This is a genomic window from Paraburkholderia unamae (assembly GCF_003268775.1).
Lineage (GTDB): Bacteria > Pseudomonadota > Gammaproteobacteria > Burkholderiales > Burkholderiaceae > Paraburkholderia > Paraburkholderia unamae.
The window spans coordinates 42,402-62,094 of record NZ_QLSU01000017.1 but is presented as its reverse complement, the minus strand read 5'-3'; the positions used below and the strand labels follow the sequence as shown (position 1 = coordinate 62,094).

The 19,693-nt window shown below is 65.5% G+C and carries 21 protein-coding genes; 10 read left to right on the top strand and 11 right to left on the bottom strand.

Annotated features, from left to right (window positions below):
* Window positions 1-102: 102 nt before the first annotated feature.
* The 3 genes from C7401_RS25925 (at window position 103) to C7401_RS25915 (ending at window position 2,002) form a co-directional block, all read left to right on the top strand.
* Window positions 103-513: a group II truncated hemoglobin gene (locus tag C7401_RS25925; protein ID WP_112174288.1), complete on the top strand. Its 411-nt coding sequence runs from the start codon at window positions 103-105 to the stop codon at window positions 511-513.
* A 167-nt stretch (window positions 514-680) separates the two neighbouring features.
* A complete protein-coding gene (locus C7401_RS25920) occupies window positions 681-1,418 on the top strand; it encodes an alanyl-tRNA editing protein (RefSeq protein WP_112174287.1) in 738 nt (245 codons plus the stop codon).
* The gene (locus C7401_RS25915) at window positions 1,415-2,002 is read left to right on the top strand and encodes a DUF924 family protein (RefSeq protein ID WP_112174286.1); all 588 of its coding nucleotides are present in this window, start codon (window positions 1,415-1,417) and stop codon (window positions 2,000-2,002) included. The genes C7401_RS25920 and C7401_RS25915 overlap by 4 nt, the downstream gene beginning before the upstream one ends.
* Here C7401_RS25915 and C7401_RS25910 read toward each other — a convergent pair.
* The 10 genes from C7401_RS25910 to C7401_RS25865 all read right to left on the bottom strand — a co-directional run bounded on the left by C7401_RS25910 (window position 1,999) and on the right by C7401_RS25865 (window position 9,983).
* The gene (locus tag C7401_RS25910; protein ID WP_112174285.1) at window positions 1,999-2,745 is read right to left on the bottom strand and encodes an SDR family oxidoreductase; all 747 of its coding nucleotides are present in this window, start codon (window positions 2,743-2,745) and stop codon (window positions 1,999-2,001) included. The genes C7401_RS25915 and C7401_RS25910 overlap by 4 nt on opposite strands.
* A gap of 81 nt (window positions 2,746-2,826) precedes the next feature.
* Window positions 2,827-3,411, bottom strand: coding sequence for an LOG family protein (locus C7401_RS25905; RefSeq protein WP_112174284.1), 585 nt, complete (start codon window positions 3,409-3,411; stop codon window positions 2,827-2,829).
* Between the two features lie 20 nt (window positions 3,412-3,431).
* Window positions 3,432-4,148 (bottom strand): TetR/AcrR family transcriptional regulator, encoded by a 717-nt coding sequence (locus C7401_RS25900; RefSeq protein ID WP_112174283.1) that lies wholly within the window; start codon window positions 4,146-4,148, stop codon window positions 3,432-3,434.
* Between the two features lie 205 nt (window positions 4,149-4,353).
* Window positions 4,354-4,944, bottom strand: coding sequence for a diacylglycerol kinase (locus C7401_RS25895; RefSeq protein ID WP_224038500.1), 591 nt, complete (start codon window positions 4,942-4,944; stop codon window positions 4,354-4,356).
* Window positions 4,945-5,174: 230 nt separating this feature from the next.
* Entirely contained in the window at window positions 5,175-6,206 is a 1,032-nt protein-coding gene (locus C7401_RS25890) for a glycosyltransferase family 4 protein (protein WP_112174281.1), read from the bottom strand.
* A 149-nt stretch (window positions 6,207-6,355) separates the two neighbouring features.
* Complete coding sequence (locus C7401_RS25885; RefSeq protein ID WP_112174280.1) at window positions 6,356-7,309, bottom strand: UDP-2,3-diacylglucosamine diphosphatase; 954 nt, start codon at window positions 7,307-7,309, stop codon at window positions 6,356-6,358.
* Window positions 7,310-7,430: 121 nt separating this feature from the next.
* A complete protein-coding gene (locus C7401_RS25880; protein WP_224044975.1) occupies window positions 7,431-7,982 on the bottom strand; it encodes an RDD family protein in 552 nt (183 codons plus the stop codon).
* A gap of 154 nt (window positions 7,983-8,136) precedes the next feature.
* Window positions 8,137-8,964 (bottom strand): DUF3106 domain-containing protein, encoded by an 828-nt coding sequence (locus tag C7401_RS25875; RefSeq protein ID WP_112174278.1) that lies wholly within the window; start codon window positions 8,962-8,964, stop codon window positions 8,137-8,139.
* Window positions 8,965-8,994: 30 nt separating this feature from the next.
* Window positions 8,995-9,423 (bottom strand): DUF3619 family protein, encoded by a 429-nt coding sequence (locus tag C7401_RS25870; protein ID WP_112174277.1) that lies wholly within the window; start codon window positions 9,421-9,423, stop codon window positions 8,995-8,997.
* Window positions 9,420-9,983 carry an RNA polymerase sigma factor gene (locus tag C7401_RS25865; protein ID WP_112174276.1) on the bottom strand — a complete coding sequence of 188 codons (564 nt, stop codon included), beginning with the start codon at window positions 9,981-9,983 and terminating at the stop codon, window positions 9,420-9,422. The genes C7401_RS25870 and C7401_RS25865 overlap by 4 nt, the downstream gene beginning before the upstream one ends.
* Window positions 9,984-10,403: 420 nt before the next feature.
* Between C7401_RS25865 and C7401_RS25860 the strand changes: the two genes are divergently transcribed.
* The 6 genes from C7401_RS25860 (at window position 10,404) to C7401_RS25835 (ending at window position 17,473) form a co-directional block, all read left to right on the top strand.
* On the top strand, window positions 10,404-12,179 hold the full coding sequence (locus C7401_RS25860) for an acetolactate synthase 3 catalytic subunit (RefSeq protein ID WP_112174369.1): 1,776 nt from the start codon (window positions 10,404-10,406) through the stop codon (window positions 12,177-12,179).
* Window positions 12,180-12,293: 114 nt separating this feature from the next.
* On the top strand, window positions 12,294-12,785 hold the full coding sequence (gene ilvN / locus C7401_RS25855; RefSeq protein ID WP_027795483.1) for an acetolactate synthase small subunit: 492 nt from the start codon (window positions 12,294-12,296) through the stop codon (window positions 12,783-12,785).
* Window positions 12,786-12,901: 116 nt separating this feature from the next.
* Window positions 12,902-13,918, top strand: a complete 1,017-nt coding sequence (gene ilvC, locus C7401_RS25850; protein WP_103701418.1) for a ketol-acid reductoisomerase — start codon at window positions 12,902-12,904, stop codon at window positions 13,916-13,918.
* A 148-nt stretch (window positions 13,919-14,066) separates the two neighbouring features.
* Window positions 14,067-14,720, top strand: coding sequence for a phosphatidylserine decarboxylase (locus C7401_RS25845; RefSeq protein ID WP_112174275.1), 654 nt, complete (start codon window positions 14,067-14,069; stop codon window positions 14,718-14,720).
* A 12-nt stretch (window positions 14,721-14,732) separates the two neighbouring features.
* Window positions 14,733-15,608, top strand: coding sequence for a CDP-diacylglycerol--serine O-phosphatidyltransferase (pssA, locus tag C7401_RS25840; RefSeq protein WP_112174274.1), 876 nt, complete (start codon window positions 14,733-14,735; stop codon window positions 15,606-15,608).
* A gap of 314 nt (window positions 15,609-15,922) precedes the next feature.
* Window positions 15,923-17,473, top strand: coding sequence for a 2-isopropylmalate synthase (locus tag C7401_RS25835; protein WP_112174273.1), 1,551 nt, complete (start codon window positions 15,923-15,925; stop codon window positions 17,471-17,473).
* Between the two features lie 107 nt (window positions 17,474-17,580).
* Here C7401_RS25835 and C7401_RS25830 read toward each other — a convergent pair whose 3' ends face one another.
* Window positions 17,581-18,132, bottom strand: a complete 552-nt coding sequence (locus tag C7401_RS25830) for a hypothetical protein (protein WP_224044973.1) — start codon at window positions 18,130-18,132, stop codon at window positions 17,581-17,583.
* Window positions 18,133-18,367: 235 nt separating this feature from the next.
* Here C7401_RS25830 and C7401_RS25825 point away from each other — a divergent pair, with 235 nt between their 5' ends.
* Entirely contained in the window at window positions 18,368-19,672 is a 1,305-nt protein-coding gene (locus C7401_RS25825; protein WP_112174367.1) for a branched-chain amino acid ABC transporter substrate-binding protein, read from the top strand.
* The last annotated feature ends 21 nt before the right edge of the window (window positions 19,673-19,693 follow it).

Here is a 19,693-nt window from a genome sequence, read left to right as displayed (position 1 = left end):
CAGGGCGCCAGCGCCGGTTCCACGCCGCTATGCGAAAATCGTTGGTTTACGGCTGCGCCTTCATTCGCATGGCCGTCCCTCATTTCGTACTCTTTTGACCGTATGACCGATCCAGCCGACGAAGCGCCGCAGAAACCCACGGCCTTCGAACTCGTCGGCGGCGAGGCGCGCGTGCGCGAACTCGTCGACCGTTTCTATGACCTGATGGACCTCGAAGCCGAGTTCGCGGGCATCCGCGCGATGCACCCGCAAACGCTCGACGGCTCGCGCGACAAGCTGTTCTGGTTCCTGTGCGGCTGGCTCGGCGGCCCGGACCACTACATCGAGCGCTTCGGCCATCCGCGCCTGCGCGCGCGCCATCTGCCGTTCGCGATCGCCTCCTCCGAGCGCGACCAGTGGCTGCGCTGCATGGCCTGGGCGATGGAAGACGTCGGCCTGCCCGAGCCGCTGCGCGAGCGTCTGCTGCACTCGTTCTTCGACACCGCCGACTGGATGCGCAACCGTCCGGGTTGAGTCCGCGCGCCGGATCGCGCTGGATTGTGCCGGTCCGTGCGCCGGTACAGTCCGGTGACCGCGCGTTCCGGTCGTGTGACAGGGTCTTTGGCCGTGCGCCCATAATGGTCTTTTGGCCGAAGCGCAGCCGCGCCGTCCGCCGCACGCAAAACAAGGAGACACCCACGATGACGACCACCCGCGCGCTCTTTCGCGAAGACGCCTATCTCACGCACTGCGAAGCGACCGTGCTCGCCGTGGGCGAAGACGGCGTGCGCCTCGACCAGACCGTGTTCTATCCGCTCGGCGGCGGCCAGGCCGGCGATGCCGGCGCGCTGGTGCTCGCCGACGGCACGCGCATCGAGATCGCCGACACGCGCAAGGCAAAGTTCGAAGGCGCGACGCCCGACGACGCGCTGCACGTTCCCGCGCCCGGCCAGGAAGCGCTCATCGCGCGCCTCGCCGCGGGCGAGCGCGTGCGCGCGGAGATCGACTGGGCGCGCCGCCATCGCCACATGCGCCTGCACACGGCGAGTCATTTGATGTGCGCGGTGCTGCCGTACGCGGTGGACGGTTGCAGCATCACGACCGACTACGCGCGCCTCGACTTCGCAACGGTCGAGCCGATCGAGCGTGAGACCGTGGAGGCGCGGCTCGCCGCACTCGTGGCCGGCGCGCATCCCGTCGCGACCGAATGGATCACTGACGAGGAAATGGCGCAGCGTCCCGAACTCGTGCGCACGATGAGCGTGAAGCCGCCCATGGGTCTTGGCCGCGTGCGCCTGTTGCGTATCGAGAACGTCGATCTACAGCCTTGCGGCGGCACGCATGTGCGCAACACGCAGGAAATCGGCGCGCTGCGCGTGGCGAAGCTCGAAAAGAAGAGTGCGCGCACGCGGCGTCTCGTGCTGGAACTGGCCGGATGAGTCTCGATCCTCGCGCGCGCGACGTGCTCGACTTCTGGTTCGGCGCGCCGGATTCGGAGGAGTTCGGGCGTGAGCGCAAGATGTGGTTCCGCAAGCGCGCGGCGTTCGACGCCCAGTTGCGCGAACGCTTCGGTGCGCTGCTCGAAGCCGCCGCCGCGGGCGAGCTCGACGCGTGGCGCGCGACGCCCGAAGGGGCGCTCGCGCTCGTAATCGTGCTCGACCAGTTTTCGCGCAACTGCCATCGCGGCACGCCGCACGCGTTTGCCACCGACGAGCAGGCGCTCGCGGTCGCGCGCGAGATGGTGGCGAGCGGCGCCGACTTGCGTTTGCCGACCTTGCAGCATCGCTCGTTCGCGTATCTGCCGTTCGAGCACGCCGAAAGCGCCGAAGCGCAGCGCGAGTCGCTGCGGCTTTTCGGCGAACTGGCGAAAGAGCCGGAAGGTCAGGGCTACTACGATTACGCGCTGCGCCACGCCAAGGTCATCGAACGCTTCGGGCGCTTTCCGCACCGCAACGCCCAACTCGCGCGCCCCTCCACCGACGACGAAGCCGCGTTCCTGCGCGAACCCGGTTCGTCGTTCTAGCGTCCGCCGCTCACGTCGAGCAGGGCGCCCGTGACGTACGAAGCGGCGTCGCTCAGCAGCCACACGATCGTTTGCGCGACTTCTTCCGCGCTGCCGGGCCGCCCGAGCGGCGTTTGCGCGCCGAGCACGGCGGCGCGGTCGGGCCGGCCGCCGCTGGCGTGGATCTCGGTGTCGATGAGGCCCGGGCGCACCGCGTTCACGCGCACGCCCTGCGGGCCAAGCTCCTTGGCGAGGCCGATCGTCATCGTGTCGACCGCGCCCTTGGACGACGCGTAATCCACGTACTCGTTGGGGGAGCCGAGGCGCGCCGCCGCGGACGACACGTTGACGATCGCGCCGCCGTCGCCGCCGCGATCCTTTGACATGCGCCGCGCGGCTTCGCGCGCGCACAGGAACGCGCCGTAGACGTTCACGTCGAACATGCGCTTCAGGCGCTCGGCGCTCATGTCGGCGACCTGGCTGCCGGGCGCGACGATGCCCGCATTGTTCACGAGCGCGTCGATACGGCCGTAGGCCGATTCGAGCGCGTCGAACATCGCGACCACGTCCGCCTCGTTCGCCACGTCGCCGCGCAGCACGCGCGCGTGGCCGCCCGCGCGGCCCACCTCGGCGGCGGTTTCGTCGGCGGCCGGTTCGTTGTGCAGATAATTCACGCCCACGGTCCAGCCGTGGGCGCCGAGCAGACGCGCCGTCGCGCGCCCAATGCCGCGGCTCGCGCCGGTGATCAGGACAACCTTGCTCATTGCGATGCACTCATCGTAGTGACTCCAGTGTGTCTTGGGGCAACGGGGGGCCAACAGCGGGCGCAACGGCGCGCGTTCGGATCAGACGTTCTCGCGCAGATCCGCCCACTTGTCCTTCGCGGGCGCGTGATAGCGCTGGAGCTTCGCGATCAGCGCGACCGGATCGCTGTCGGTTTGCAGCATGTCGAGGTAGGTCTCGCGCATGAAGCCTTCGCGCACCGTGTGGTCGAGCAGCGCCATGAGCGGGTCGTAAAAACCGCCGATGTTGAGCACGCCCACGGGCTTGCGGTGATAGCCGAGCTGGGCCCACGTGTAGACCTCGAACAGTTCTTCGAGCGTGCCCGCGCCGCCCGGCAGCGCGACGAATGCGTCGGAGAGATCGGCCATCATCTTCTTGCGATGATGCATGTCGGGCACCACGTGCAGCTCGGTGAGGCCCGCGTGGCCCACTTCCTTGTCGACGAGCAGCTCGGGGATCACGCCAATGGCGCGGCCGCCGCCGGCCATCACGGTGTCGGCAATTACGCCCATCAGGCCCACCTTGCCGCCGCCGTAGACGAGCGCAAGGTTCGAGGCGAGCAGCGCGCGGCCGAATGCCTGGGCCGCTTCGGTGTAAATGGGGCTGGCTCCGAGCGAGGAGCCGCAATATACGCAGACTGCTTTCATTCGTTTCTGACCTTGGGTGTTCAGTCCCGGTTGTCTTTCGCCGCACCGTCGCGCGGCGGCAGATAGTCGTAGAACTCGCGCTTGGGCAGCTTGCCCGAAACGAGGTCGTCGAACAGCTCGCGCGCGCGGCCGCGCAGGTACGGCGCCATCAGCGAGACGATCTGCACGCTCACCTGGTGCAGCTCGTCGCGAATCGCTTCCTGGTCGTTGTACTTGCGCGGATTCATCACGAACTGGTACGAGAGCCAGTAGGTGGCGATCACGCCGATATTCGTGGAGATCACGTGAATCTCGGCGGGCGTGGCCACCATCTCGCCGTCTTCCACGAGTTGCTCGCAGAACTGCTTCGCGAAGTGCACCTTGTGGCTGATGATCTGCTTGAAGTGCATCTCCAGCGTGCGGTTGCGCGCGAGCAGATCGTTCAGGTCGCGATAGAGAAAGCGGTAGCGCCACGTGAAGTCGACCATGTACTGGAGGTAGGCCCACATCTCGTCGATGGTGGCGCGATGGTCTTCGGGAAAGCGCAGACGCTTTTCGATCTCCTGCTCGAACTGGCTGAAGATGCTGTTGATGATGTCGTCTTTGTTGCGGAAGTGGTAGTACAGGTTGCCTGGACTGATCTCCATTTCCTCGGCAATGGTCGTCGTCGTGACGTTCGGCTCGCCGATCTCGTTGAACAGCTTCAACGACAGTTCAAGAATCCGTTCGCGTGTACGGCGGGGAGGTTTGGCTTCCATGTCGTCCGGCCCTGAAAATGCTGTGCCGGGCCCAGGCGCCCGCTTCGATGTTGCGGTGCGCGCGGCCCGGACGCGGTTGGTCGTTATAAGACTGTCGTTCGATTATAAACCGACGGCCCGCGCGTACAGGCACCTTGAAGTCGCTTGCTCCGGCAGGCAATGGGCGGGGCAGGCGCGGCCGCTGCCCGGTGGCCGCCGTCTTGCGCTAGAGCGCGCCGAGCCAGCGCAGCAGCGGCGGCCCGAAACGGGGCACGAGAATGAGCCCCCAGGTCATCACGCAGAGCAGCAAGGCGACCGTCACGGCCGCGCTGCCGAGGTCCTTGGCGCGGCCCGAAAGCTCGTTGCGTTCAAGGCCGATGCGGTCCACGGCGTTTTCGATGCTCGAATTGAGCAACTCGACGATCAGCACGAGCATGATCGAGCCGAGCAGCAGCACGCGCTCGACCGGCTCGACCGGAATGAACACGCCGATCGGCACGAGGATGGCCGCGAGCGTGAGCTCCTGGCGAAACGCGCTTTCCTCGCGGATCGCGGCGCGAAAGCCCTTGATCGAGTATTTGAGCGCTTTCCACGCGCGCGTGATGCCGCGGTTGCCCTTGTACGGATTGAAGGGCAGCGGCGCGAGCGGATCGTCGGGGCCGAGCGGTTCATGCAGATGCGGGGGCTCGGGCGGTTCCGGGGCGACGGCCGGTGCGGCCGGAACCGGTTGAGCCGCTTGCCCCGCTTGAACCGGCGCGGAAGCGGCCTGTGGCGCATTGCCGGGCGCGGGCACAGGGGCAGGCGCGCGCGGATCCAGCGCTTCGGCGGCCCGCGCCGCACGCGCGGCGGCGCCGGCGCCGGTGCGGCCCGGCGGGCTCGCACTGTGGGCGCCGTGGGCACTTTGCGGCGGTGACGGTGGACGTGACGTCATGGTGGTGCGTGAGAGCACCCCAGTATCGCACGCATGGGGGGCGGTTGCGCCGGGGGCGTCAGTCTCCCCGGCGCGCTTGCGGACAGTCGTGGTGCGGACCATGGAGGGCGTTGCGCTCAGGCCGCGGCGCTCGAAGGCTCCATGCTCGCGCGCGAGCGCGGCTTGAGGTGCGAAGCGAACTGCTCCGAAGCCGCGCGCCATGAGAAGCGCTCGGCCCACGCGCGCGCTTCGCCGCGGTCGATCTTGAGCGCTTCGAGGCAGGCTTCGCGCAGGTCCTCGTTCATGGCGCCCGCGCCGCCCGTGCCGAGCACGTCGATCGGGCCCGTGACCGGGTAGGCGGCCACCGGCGTGCCGCAGGCGAGCGCTTCGAGCAGCACGAGGCCGAAAGTGTCGGTGCGGCTCGGGAACACGAACACATCGGCGGCGGCATAGACCTTCGCGAGTTCGGGCTGGTTCAGGACACCCAGGTAATTCGCCTGGGGATAGCGCGACTTCAGCTCGGCGAGCGCCGGACCTTCGCCGCAGACCCATTTCGAGCCGGGCAGGTCGAGCTTGAGGAAGGCTTCGACGTTCTTCTCCACGGCTACGCGCCCCACATAGAGGAAGATCGGGCGCGCCGTGTTGAGCACCTTCGACTCCATCGGCCGGAAGATGTTGAGGTCCACGCCGCGCGTCCACAGCACGACGTTCGTAAAGCCGAACTTCTCGAGGTCGGTCTTGACGACCGGCGTGGGCGCCATCACCGCGAGCGAGGGCTTGTGAAACCAGCGCAGGAAGCGGTAGGTCGCCGCGAGCGGAATGCCGAAGCGCGCCTGCACGTACTCGGGAAAGCGCGTGTGATAGGCGGTCGTGAACGGCAGGTCATGGTCGATCGCATAGCGGCGCGCGGCGAGCCCGAGCGGGCCTTCGGTCGCGATATGGATGGCGTCGGGGCCGAACGCGCTGACGCGCTCGCGCAGATGCCGCTTCGGAAAGAGCGACAGCTTGATTTCCGGGTAGGTGGGGCACGGCATCGTGCGGAACTCGAGCGGCGTGAGCATATCGACCTGGTGCCCAAGCGCGATGAGTTCGCGCGTCGTGTTCTTCAGCGTTCGAACCACGCCGTTGACCTGCGGCTCCCATGCATCGGTCACGATCATTACTTTCATCGGTCGTCGGCCCTCTTGTCGTTCGGTGGTGCGGTTATGGCTGCGTGGCGCAGATGGGTGCTGCGGTACTCAGTCAATCGATCGGTAAATCGGGCAATCGGTCGATCGGTCGATCGGTCGGTCAATCGGTTACGCGCGACCGCCACGGATCAGGCGGCGCTCACGCGAGCCTTGCGGGCGGAGGCCTGCGCCTCGGGCGCGCGCATCACGGTCCAGTAGACGATGCGCAATTCGCCCTCGAAGGTCTCGACGAGCGCGGTGAGGCTTTCCACCCAGTCGCCGTCGTTGCAGTAGAGGATGCCGTCGATGTCGCGGATCTCGGCCTTGTGGATGTGCCCGCACACGACGCCGTCGCAGCCGCGCCGGCGCGCTTCGTCGGTCATCACGCGCTCGAACGACGAGATGAAGTTCACCGCGTTCTTCACCTGGTGCTTGAGGTACTGCGAGAGCGACCAGTACTGGAAGCCGAGCTTCGCGCGAATGCGGTTGAACCAGCGGTTGAGCAGCAGGATCAGCGTGTAGGCCGAGTCGCCGAGATAGGCGAGCCACTTGGCATGCTGGATCACGCCGTCGAAGAGGTCGCCGTGCACGACCCACAGGCGCTTGCCCGAGAGCGTGGTGTGGAAGGCCTCTTCGCGCACATGGATGTCACCGAACGCGAGATTGCAGAACTGGCGCGCGGACTCGTCGTGGTTGCCGGGGATGTAGATGACCTGGGTGCCCTTGCGCGCCTTGCGCAGCACTTTCTGCACGACGTCGTTGTGCGCCTGCGGCCAGTACCAGCCCTTCTTGAGCTGCCAGCCGTCGATGATGTCGCCCACGAGGTACAGGTATTCCGACTCGTTGTGGCGCAGAAAATCGAGCAGATACGACGCCTGGCAGCCGCCGGTCCCGAGATGGATGTCGGAGAGCCAGATCGTGCGATAGCGCGTCGGATCGGGATGATCGTCGTCGTGGCTGCCGGTGTCGGGGTCGTTGTCGAGCGGCAGGGGCGGGGCCGGGAAACTGGCGCCGCCCCCGGGGGCCGGGTGGAACGTGGCGGAGTCGGTGCCTCGTCCGGTGGTTTGCCGGAACAGGGTGGTCGCTGACGTCTTTTGGGCCATGGCGCACGCGGCGGGTTTGTAATACGCGCATTGCGCCATGCGGGCGTGACGGCAACATGACAGTCACGAGAAGGTCTTGTTACGCAGTCCTGCGTTGTGCCTTCCGGCCGGCAGGAGAGGCTTATGCCGTCGCGCGTTGTGGCGTGACGGCGACGATGCGCGTGCCCGCGATGCGGTCGTGCAGGAACTGCCGGTCGCGGGCGAAGCGGGCGCTCGCGGCCCAGAGCGCGAACCACGCAGCGCAGAGCGCAAGCGTGTGCGCAACGGTGAGATGCAGGAGCGGATGCAGCACGAGCGGCGGCAGGAACCAGAGCCACGCGGCCCCGTAGCGCAGCGCCGCGCGCGCGAGGGTGGGCGGCGCGCCGCGCGGACCCACCACGCGCAGGCGCCAGGTTTTCATCGGCAGCGTCTGGCCGCCCTTGTGCCAGAAGCCGACGAAGTACACGCCGGCCACGAGGATGATCCAGGCCGCCATCAGGTTGTGGTACGTGTAGCCGTTGCGCTGCTGCATGACGAGGCTGAACGCGAGCCCTGCGGCGAAGACCACGCCAAAGAGCAGCACGCTCTCGTAGACGAACGCGGCGAGGCGGCGTCGAATCGAGACCGGAGGCGCTTCGGTGGGAGTGGTCGCGGCGGCGGGCGGGAGGGCGGCGGCTTGGGCGCTTTCGGACACGATGGCGTCGGTTGGGAGACGAGTTGTGGACGAGGACGCCCCAAGCATAACCGCGAAAGCGCGCGCGGCGATACGGCGGCAAGGCCGCTACGGGGTTAACGATGGCGAGGCGATGCCCCGCGGGAATGTCGGCGGGGTGACGCGCCGGGGGGCTTCAGGAGCCCTTGAACGCCGCGGGGGCCTCGGCGGGCGAAACCGGAATCGGCGTGGCGGGCACGAAGCTGCCGGCAGCGGGAATGCCCGCCGCGAACGACGATGCCGCCGGTGGCTCACCGGGCGCGCCCGGCGTGGCGGGTGCGAGCCCCGAGCCCGTGCTGCTTGCGCCTGCGGCACCCGACGCGCCCGTGACGCCGGGCGGCGCATGGGGCAAGCCGCGCCGGTCGCGCTCGTTGACGAGCCGCTCGATATCGCGAATCTCGCTCTTGTTGCCGCTGGGCGGCGCGCTGACGACGGTCGGGCGGCGCTTGTGCTCGCTGGCGGCGAGGCGCGCCTTCTGCTCTTCGGAAAGCTGCTGATACGCCTTCCAGGCGCGCTGACGCGCCTGCGCCGGCAGCTCCTTGGACACCTGGTAGTTCTCGCGTGCGACGCGGCGCTGCTCGGGCGTCATGCGCACCCATTCGGTCATGCGCTCATGCAGTCGCTTTTGCGCTTCGGGTGACATCTTCGGGTAACGTGACGCGATCTTTAGCCATTTTCGCTTGCGCTCGTCACTGAACTGGTCCCAGTCGGCGGCGAAGGGGGCGAGTGCGGCGTGCTGGGCTTCGCTCAGGCGCGCCCATGCGAGCGGGCTGTCCTGGCCGGGCAGCGGCGCGAACGTGGTCGCGAGCGAACTGTCGGGCGTGGGGGCTTTCGCCTGCGTGGCGACACCGGCCGCGGGCTCGCCAGCCGGCTCGGGATGAAAGCGCGGGTAGGTCGCCACATACGACACTACCGCCGCGACCACAGATCCAATGACAACGGCCAGGCCGCGCTTGTAACTCACCCCGTCAGTCTCCCGCTTAAGCGTTTTTCCTTAGTGCGCGCGCGTCAGATACGCGTTGAACCCGTGATCGAGGTAGGCGGTGAGCGGCAGGTCGTCGCTCAACATGGCCGCGTCGATATCGGCGAGTTCGGCAGTGCGTTGCTGATCTTCGAAGTACGCGATGGCAAAGAGTCCCGCCACCAGCGCCGCGAGCGGCCAGGCGAGCGCGAAGCGCGCGAACGCCGAGCGGCGGCGCTTGGGCAGGCTCATATCCGCGCCGCTCATGCTGCCCACGCCCGGCGCGGCAAGCGCCGGCGCGCGCACGAGCACGAACTCGGCCTTTTTGCGGGCGAGCGCGGCCTTGCGGGCGGCGGCGAGTCGGGCAGTGGTGGGAGCGGGCAGGCTGGCGGCACTCTCGTCGAGCGCGCGACGCATCTCCTGCACGAACGCTAATTCTTTGTTTTCGAGGGCGGAGCTCATAGCGTGATTCCTTTGGCCTTGAGCGCATGAGCCAGCGTGTGGGTGGCCCGGGAGCAGTGCGTTTTCACACTGCCTTCGGAGCACCCCATGGCGGCGGCAGTCTCGGCGACATCCATATCCTCCCAGTAACGCATCAGAAACGCCTCCCGTTGACGTGCCGGTAATTTCTGGATTTCGTCGTCGATCATCTGGAGCACCTGGGCGCGCTCGATCTGCTGCTCGCTGCTTTCGGCGCCGACTGTGCCCTGCTGGGCCTCGAAGGTCTCGAGGGGGTCGAAGTCCTCGTCGTCGGCGTTGCCGAGCGACGAAAACAGGCTCACCCACGTATTGCGTACTTTCTGCCGACGAAAATAGTCGTGCATCGTATTTTGCAAAATACGCTGGAAGAGCAGGGGGAGTTCGGCGGCCGGACGGTCTCCGTATTTTTCCGCGAGCTTGATCATCGCGTCCTGCACGATGTCGAGCGAGGCGTCGTCGTCCCTTACGGCGTAGACCGTCTGCTTGAACGCGCGTCTTTCGACGCCTGCCAGAAAGTCGGCGAGTTCCTTGTCTGATGCCATCCGTTGCAGGGCGCCGCCACCAGCGTACGCGTAATCGTTCGAAAAATGTCGTAAAACTCGCGGATCCTAGCAAATTTTCGCGCCTACAGGGTAGCGGGAAGGCCGTGAGAATGCTTCGCATCATGGATGTGCGTGCCTTGGCAGCCACCCGCCAGCCTCTTTGTGGGCTGCTTTACCGGCCTTCGCCGCCGCCGCGAGGTGTGCGCGCTCGCGCAACGTTCATGCCCGGCTTCTCAATAATTGCTTGACCGAAAGGCGGCGAGCCGCTATCTTCGACGGTTCGCAACATAAGTGACTTGTCTCAATTCAGGTGTGGCCCATGAGGCTCATCTGTCAACTGGACGCGCCGCTTGAACCCGAGCCACAAGCCCGGCAGAGAGCACCCGATCAATTTTTTGCCGAAAATTCGAAAGGTCAATGATGAATATGCCCAGCGCGGAATTCTCCACGTCGGTCCCCCCTTCGCAAGAATCTGACCCCCAAGCTCATACCTCCATCGGCGGAACCGTGCTGATGAAGGCGCTCGCCGACGAGCAGGTCGAATTCATCTGGGGTTATCCCGGCGGCTCGGTACTCTACATTTACGACGAGCTGTACAAGCAGGACAAAATCCAGCACGTTCTCGTGCGCCACGAACAGGCAGCCGTGCACGCGGCCGACGCCTACGCGCGTTCGACCGGTAATGTCGGCGTGTGTCTCGTGACCTCGGGACCTGGCGTCACCAATGCGGTGACGGGCATCGCGACGGCCTATATGGACTCGATCCCGATGGTGATCATCAGCGGCCAGGTGCCTACCGCCGCGATTGGTCAAGACGCCTTCCAGGAGTGCGATACGGTCGGCATCACGCGTCCCTGCGTGAAGCACAACTTCCTCGTGAAGGACGTGCGAGACCTCGCCGCTACCGTCAAGAAAGCTTTCTACATTGCGCGCACCGGCCGTCCCGGCCCCGTGCTGATCGACATTCCGAAGGACGTGTCGAAAACGCCGTGCGCGTATGAACCGATCAAGAGCGTCTCGCTGCGCTCGTACAACCCGGTCACCAAGGGCCACTCGGGGCAGATCCGCAAGGCGGTGTCGCTGCTCCTCTCGGCCAAGCGTCCGTATATCTACACCGGCGGCGGCATTATCCTCGCGGATGCGTCGCGCGAACTGAACCAGTTCGCCGATCTGCTCGGCTATCCGGTCACGAACACGCTGATGGGTCTGGGCGGCTATCGCGCAAGCGACCGCAAGTTCCTCGGCATGCTCGGCATGCACGGCACGTACGAAGCCAACATGGCGATGCAGCACTGCGACGTGCTGATCGCGATCGGTGCGCGCTTCGACGACCGCGTGATCGGCGACCCGGCGCACTTCGCCTCGCGTCCGCGCAAGATCATTCACATCGACATCGACCCGTCGTCGATTTCGAAGCGCGTGAAGGTCGACATCCCCATCGTCGGCGACGTCAAGGAAGTGCTCAAGGAGCTCATCGAGCAACTTCAGCACGCCGAACACGGCCCGGATACGGCCGCCCTGGCCGACTGGTGGAAGGACATCGAAGGCTGGCGCGAGAAGAACTGCCTGAAGTTCGACCGTTCGAGCGAAATCATCAAGCCGCAGTACGTGGTGGAAAAGGCGTGGGAACTCACGGGCGGCAACGCGTTCGTGTGTTCGGACGTCGGCCAGCACCAGATGTGGGCTGCGCAGTTCTACCGCTTCAACCAGCCGCGCCGCTGGATCAACTCCGGTGGCCTCGGCACGATGGGCTTCGGCCTGCCGGCGGCGATGGGCGTGAAGATGGCGCACCCGGACGACGACGTGCTGTGCATCACGGGCGAAGGCTCGATCCAGATGTGCATTCAGGAGCTGTCGACCTGCAAGCAGTACGACACGCCCGTGAAGATCATTTCGCTGAATAACCGCTACCTCGGCATGGTCCGCCAGTGGCAGCAGATCGAATACAGCAAGCGCTATTCGCATTCCTATATGGATGCGCTGCCTGACTTCGTGAAGCTCGCCGAAGCGTTTGGCCACGTCGGCATGCGGATCGAAAAGACTGCGGACGTCGAGCCGGCGCTCAAGGAAGCGCTGCGCCTGAAGGACCGCACGGTGTTCCTCGATTTCCAGACCGACCCTTCCGAAAACGTCTGGCCGATGGTACAGGCCGGCAAGGGCATCACCGAGATGCTGCTCGGCTCGGAAGACCTGTAACGGTATTTGCACGGCGCCGTTTCGACCTCGCGCGGCGCGCGTCCACACAACGGGCGCGCGAGTTCGCGGGGGAGGGCGGCACCCAGGCTAACTGGATAAATCGCGGATCACATCATGAGACACATCATTTCCGTTCTGCTGGAAAACGAGCCTGGCGCGCTCTCGCGCGTGGTTGGCCTCTTCTCCGCACGCGGCTACAACATTGAAACCTTGACGGTGGCGCCGACCGAAGACCGTTCGCTCTCGCGCATGACCATCGTTTCCATTGGCTCGGACGACGTGATCGAACAGATCACGAAGCATCTGAACCGCCTGATCGAGGTGGTGAAAGTGGTCGACCTTACCGAGGGCGCCCACATCGAGCGCGAGCTGATGCTGATCAAGGTAAGGGCGGTCGGCAAGGAACGTGAGGAGATGAAGCGGATGGCGGATATTTTCCGCGGACGCATCATCGACGTCACCGAAAAGACCTACACGATCGAACTGACGGGCGCGAGCGACAAGCTCGACGCGTTCATCGAAGCGATCGACGCAACCGCGATTCTCGAAACCGTCCGTACGGGCGGCTCGGGCATCGGGCGCGGAGAGCGCATTCTGAAGGTGTGACCCGACCACAGTCGATCTTGCACCGGAACTTGACCGGATGCGTCTTTAATCGCATCCGGTGCAGCAAAAGCTAACAGCAGTACCGAAATTCACCAGACTCTCGCCAAGGAACCAACATGAAAGTTTTCTACGACAAGGACGCCGATCTCTCCCTCATCAAGGGCAAGCAGGTCACGATCATCGGTTACGGCTCGCAAGGCCACGCCCACGCGCTGAACCTGAAAGACAGCGGCGTGAACGTCACGGTCGGTCTGCGCAAGAACGGCGCATCGTGGAGCAAGGCTGAGAACGCCGGCCTGCAAGTCAAGGAAGTGGCCGACGCGGTGAAGAGCGCCGACGTTGTCATGATGCTCCTGCCCGACGAGCAGATCGCCGATGTCTACGCGAAGGAAGTTCACGCGAACATCAAGAACGGCGCAGCCCTCGCATTCGCGCACGGCTTCAACGTTCACTACGGCGCGGTGATCCCGCGTGCGGATCTGGACGTCATCATGATCGCGCCGAAGGCGCCGGGCCACACGGTTCGCGGCACCTACTCGCAAGGCGGCGGCGTGCCCCACCTGATCGCTGTCCACCAGGACAAGTCGGGCGCAGCACGTGACATCGCCCTGTCGTACGCAGCAGCGAACGGCGGCGGCCGTGCCGGCATCATCGAAACGAACTTCCGCGAAGAAACGGAAACCGACCTGTTCGGCGAACAGGCTGTTCTGTGCGGCGGTACGGTCGAGCTGATCAAGGCTGGCTTCGAAACGCTGGTGGAAGCCGGCTACGCGCCGGAAATGGCGTACTTCGAGTGCCTGCACGAACTGAAGCTGATCGTCGACCTGATCTATGAAGGCGGCATCGCCAACATGAACTACTCGATCTCGAACAACGCCGAGTACGGCGAGTACGTGACGGGCCCGCGCGTCGTCACGGCAGAGACGAAGAAGGTCATGAAGGACGTTCTCAAGGACATCCAGACCGGCGAATACGCCAAGAGCTTCATCCTGGAGAACAAGGCCGGCGCACCGACGCTGCAATCGCGTCGCCGCCTGGGCGCCGAGCACCAGATCGAAACGGTCGGTGCGAAGCTGCGCGCGATGATGCCGTGGATCGCTGCAAACAAGCTCGTCGACCAGTCGAAGAACTAATCTGACGGTTTCGGGCTGATTGCGCGTGCGGTTTTATGTAGTCGCGCAGCAGCTTGATCTGAGTCAGACCCGAAAAAGCCGCCCAGGTGGGATGAACCCTGGGCGGCTTTTGCTATCCTACGGTTTTTAAAATAACAGCGAAGCCACCATGAATTACCCTCATCCGATCATCGCGCGCGAAGGCTGGCCGTTCATCGCCATTGCGGCCGTCGTGGCGCTCTTGATCCATGCGGTCGCAGGCTTCGGACTCGCATGGCCCTTCTGGCTGATCCTGATCTTCGTCGTGCAGTTTTTCCGCGATCCGCCGCGCCCGATCCCGAGCCAGCCCAACGCCGTGCTGTGCCCGGCCGACGGCCGCATCGTCGCCGTGGAAACCGCGCATGACCCGTATGCAAACCGTGAAGCGCTGAAGATCAGCGTGTTCATGAACGTCTTCAATGTGCACTCGCAGCGCTCGCCCGTGGACGGCGCCGTCGCCAAGGTCGAGTACTTCCCGGGCGCGTACCTGAACGCCGCCATCGACAAGGCTTCGACCGAAAACGAGCGCAACGCAGTGGTCCTGACGATGGCCGACGGCACGACCGTGACCTCGGTACAGATCGCGGGTCTGATCGCGCGGCGCATTCTCTGCTACGTGCGCGCCGGCGAGCCGCTTTCGCGCGGCCAGCGCTATGGCTTTATCCGCTTCGGCTCGCGTGTGGACGTCTACCTGCCGGTGGGCAGCCGCCCGCGCGTGTCGATTGGCGAGAAGGTGTCCGCCTCGTCGACGATCCTCGCCGAACTGCCGACCCAATCGGCATAAAGGAGGGCAGCGATGGCCGGATTCAAACAGCGTCGACCCCGTAACCCGGCCGGCGCGCCGTTGCCGCGGCCGTTTCGGCGCAACAAGGCCGTGCAGGAGCCCATGGGCGTCGCCGCGAGCCGGCGCGCGGCGCGCCAGGAATTCCTGAAAAAGCGCGGCATTTACCTGTTGCCCAACGCGTTCACCACGGCGGCGCTCTTCTGCGGCTTTTTCGCGGTCGTGCAGGCCATGAACGTGCGCTTCGAGGTGGCGGCGATCGCCATTTTCGTGGCGATGGTGCTTGACGGCATGGACGGGCGCGTCGCGCGCATGACGCACTCGCAAAGCGCGTTCGGCGAGCAGTTCGACAGCCTCTCGGACATGGTGTCGTTCGGCGTGGCGCCCGCGCTCGTGATGTACGAGTGGGTGCTCAAGGATCTCGGGCGCTGGGGCTGGCTGGCGGCTTTCGTCTACTGTTCGGGCGCGGCATTGCGTCTCGCGCGCTTCAACACGAACATTGGCTCGGTCGACAAGCGCTTCTTCCAGGGCCTGCCGAGCCCGGCCGCAGCGGCGCTCATTGCCGGCTTCGTCTGGCTCGCCACCGACAACCGCGTGCCCGTGAAGCTCTCGTGGCTGCCGTGGGTGGCCTTCGTGCTGACCATTTACGCGGGCGTGACCATGGTGTCGAACGCGCCGTTCTACAGCGGCAAGGCGCTCGACGTGCGCCACCGCGTGCCGTTCGCGGCCACGCTGCTCGTGGTGGTGGCGTTCGTGCTGGTGTCGTCGGACCCGCCGCTGATGCTGTTTGGCCTGTTCGTGCTCTACGGCCTTTCGGGCTATGTGTTCTGGGCGTATCAGGCCATGCGTGGACGCAACAATCCGGCCCGCTCGTCGCCGCGTGAGCGGTAGGGCGCACGCGCCGGATCGATGAAAAAGAGGGCTGCGCGTGAGCGCGGCCCTTTTTCTTTTTCCGGTCGGCCGCGCTGGTCGCTTCCAATTGCGCTATCGGCGGATTCCGGCTATAGTCGGCGGCATGGACACCATCCAGTTCCCCCTCTTTTCCCTTCAAGCCGGCGCGCTACTAAGCACGCTAGCGCTAGCGCGCCTGCCGCGCTGATCTCGCTCGCCCTCCGTAAGCCTCGTTCATTGTCAGCGTCGCCATCGGTGGCGCGAACACCCAAAATCCGTTTTAGACACTGAACAAGTCCCCCTGGAGACCCGAAATGGCAGCAGACAAGCTCATCATCTTCGATACGACGTTGCGTGACGGTGAACAGTCGCCCGGCGCGTCGATGACGAAGGAAGAGAAAATCCGCATCGCGAAGCAGCTCGAGCGCATGAAGGTCGACATCATCGAAGCCGGCTTCGCGGCCAGCTCGAACGGCGACTTCGACGCGATCCACACGATCGCAGGCCTGGTGAAGGACAGCACGATCTGCTCGCTCGCCCGCGCGAACGACAAGGACATCCAGCGCGCCGCCGACGCGCTCAAGCCCGCCGACCACTTCCGCATTCACACGTTCATCGCCACCTCGGCGCTGCACATGGAGAAGAAGCTGCGCATGTCGCCGGAACAGGTGCTCGAGCAGGCCAAGCTCGCGGTGCGCTTCGCACGCAAGTTCACGAACGACGTGGAATTCTCGCCCGAAGACGGCAGCCGCTCGGACATGGACTTCCTGTGCCGCGTGCTCGAAGCCGTGATCAACGAAGGCGCGACCACGATCAATATCGCCGATACGGTCGGCTACGGCATTCCGGAGCTCTACGGCAAGCTCGTGAAGACGCTGCGCGAGCGCATTCCGAACTCGGACAAGGCCGTGTTCTCGGTGCACTGCCACAACGACCTCGGCATGGCCGTGGCGAACTCGCTGGCCGGTGTGCAGATCGGCGGCGCGCGCCAGGTGGAGTGCACGATCAACGGTCTCGGCGAGCGCGCGGGCAACACGTCGCTCGAAGAAATCGTGATGGCCGTGAAGACCCGCAAGGACTACTTCGGCCTCGACCTCGGCATCGACACCACGCAGATCGTGCCGGCGTCGAAGCTCGTTTCGCAGATCACCGGTTTCGTCGTGCAGCCGAACAAGGCGGTGGTGGGCGCGAACGCGTTCGCACACGCTTCGGGCATCCACCAGGACGGCGTGCTCAAGGCGCGCGACACCTACGAGATCATGCGCGCGGAAGACGTGGGCTGGAGCGCGAACAAGATCGTGCTCGGCAAGCTCTCGGGCCGCAACGCATTCAAGCAGCGTTTGCAGGAACTGGGTATCCAGCTCGACAGCGAAGGCGAACTGAACAACGCATTCGCGCGCTTCAAGGAACTGGCCGATCGCAAGTCCGAAATCTTCGACGAAGACATCATCGCGATCGTCACGGAAGAGTCGGCGCAGGCGCAGGACCAGGAGCACTTCAAGTTCATCTCGCTCGCGCAGCACTCGGAAACGGGTGAGCGTCCGCACGCACGCGTGGTGTTCTCGGCCGACGGCAAGGAAGTGACCGGGGAAGCCGCGGGCAACGGCCCGGTGGACGCCACGCTCAACGCGATCGAAACCGAAGTGGGCAGCGGCTCGGAACTCCTGCTGTACTCGGTGAACGCGATCACGACGGGCACCCAGGCGCAGGGCGAAGTGACGGTGCGTCTCTCGAAGGCCGGCCGCATCGTCAATGGCGTGGGCACCGATCCGGATATCGTCGCCGCTTCGGCGAAGGCGTATATCTCGGCGCTCAACAAGCTGTACTCGGGCGACAAGGTGAATCCGCAGCGCTCCGAAGCGTAACAAGCGCTATCAGCGAAGGCGAGGCAATCCGCCTCGCCTCGTCACGCAAAATGAAAAACCCCCGGGCGCTGCAAGCGCGCGGGGGTTTTTGTTTCTGTGTCGCGAAATCAGAACGTGCTGCGACGGTCCGGGTCGTGCAGCGGGTCGGGCGTCTTCTGCGTGAGCCGCAAAATGCCCTGATCGTCGAAGTAGAAGCTGTAGAGCATGTACCAGACGTTGTCTTCCTGGTAGCGGTAGGTCCAGGCTTCTTTCTTCATCAGCGGGAAGTAGGCGGTTTCCACCGGGCGGCCGAAGTTCACGAGCACGTCGGTGCGCGTCCATTTGCCGATTTCGGCGCGATAGAACTCGTTGGGTTGCAGCACCTGGCGCACGTTCATGACCTTGCCGCTCGCGTCGATGTCGGCGGCGGTGGTGGTTTCGCCCATTGGCTGGGTCGGCCACATGAGGCGCTTGCCGCCGTCGGGCAGGTCGTAGACCTCGGCCGGCGGCCCGAAGCGCGCGATGACGGATTGCGCGTCGTCGCCGGCGTGGAATTGCTGCCACGGCTGCGCGCAGCCGGCTAGCGCGAGGGCGCCCACGCCTGTTACGAGGGCGAGGCGCGCGTGGCGCGAGACGAGGCGCAGACGCGTGGCAAGCGAGGTTGAAAGGCGCGTGTGCATGATGTCCCCCGTTTGGCCTGGTTCCCGTGATCCAGTGGCCGCCGTGAATGTGGATCTCTTATTTTGACACGGCGCGCCGAGAGCGCGGGGCCCGGCTGTCTCGTTCTGTCTCGTTGCGTGGCGCAGGCCGGTCTTGCCGTCGCGCGCGCTCGCGGCCTATGATCCGCGCTTCGAATGGAAATCCGCTTGGCGCCATCCCGGCATCAAGTCGGCATCAGAAACGAGGGAAGAGCGCATGAAGGCACGAATGACGCGCGCCGCGGCGGCGATGCTCGCCATGGCGGCGGCGCTGGCAACGGGGTTGGCAGCCTCGCACAGCGCGCAGGCGGACGAGGCGCCCACGGGCAAGCCCATCCAGTTGGCGCTGATCGAGGGGATGTCCGGGCCGTTCGCCGACGCGGGCGCGGCCGTGGAGCGCAACCTGCGCTTCGGCGTGGAGCGCGTGAACGCGCGCGGCGGCGTGACGCTCGGCGACGGGCGCCATCCGCTCGAACTCGTCGTGCTGGACAGCAAGGGCAGCACCGAAGCGGCGCTCGTGCAGTTGCGCGCGGCCCAGGATCGCCACATCGGCTATGTCATGCAGGGCAACAGCTCGGCGGTGGCGGCGGCGCTCGTCACGGCGATCGACCGCCAGAACGCGCGCGAACCCGACAATCGCGAGCTTTTCCTCAACTATTCCGCCGACGATCCCGCGCTCACCAATGCGAACTGTAGCTTCTGGCACTTCCGCTTCGACGCGCACGCCGGCATGCGCATGGACGCGCTCGCGGACGTGATCGAGGCCGACAAGTCGGTGAAGAAGGTCTATCTGCTGAACCAGGACTACAGCTTTGGCCACGACGTGAGTACGCTCGCTCGCGCGGCGCTGGCGAAGGACCGGCCGGACATCGCCGTCGTTGGCGACGAGTTTCACCCGATCGGGCGCGTGAAGGACTTCGCGCCGTATATCGCCAAGATCCGCGCAGCCGGCGCGGACGCCGTTATTACGGGCAACTGGGGCAACGACCTCACGCTGCTCGTGAAGGCCGCGCGCGAGCAGGGGCTCGACACGAAGTTCTACACCTTCTATGGCAACAGCCTCGGTGCGCCGGCCGCGCTCGGCGACGCGGGCGTGAAGCGCGTGATCGCCGTGGCCGACTGGCATCCGAACGCGGGCGGCGCGGCCTCCGACGCCTGGTACAAGGCATTTCGCGCGCGTTATCCGGCTGCCCAGGACGACTACCCCGTGCTGCGCATGTCGATGATGGTGGAAATGCTCGCCCAGGCCATGACGAAGGCCGGAACGGCCGACCCCGTGGCGGTCGCGAAGGCGCTGGAGGATCTGCACTTCCAGGGGGACGAAAGCGGCTTCCACCCGATGTGGATGCGCGCCGACGACCATCAGGCGATCCAGCCCCTTTACGTCATGCAGATGGACAAGCAGGGCACGGCTGGTGTGCGTTACGACAACGAGGGTTCCGGCTACGGCTTTCGCACGATGCTGGCGCTGCCCGCGCAGCGCACCGTGCCGGCCACATCGTGCAAGATGAAGCGCCCTTGACGGCTTCTTGTGTGCGGGTTC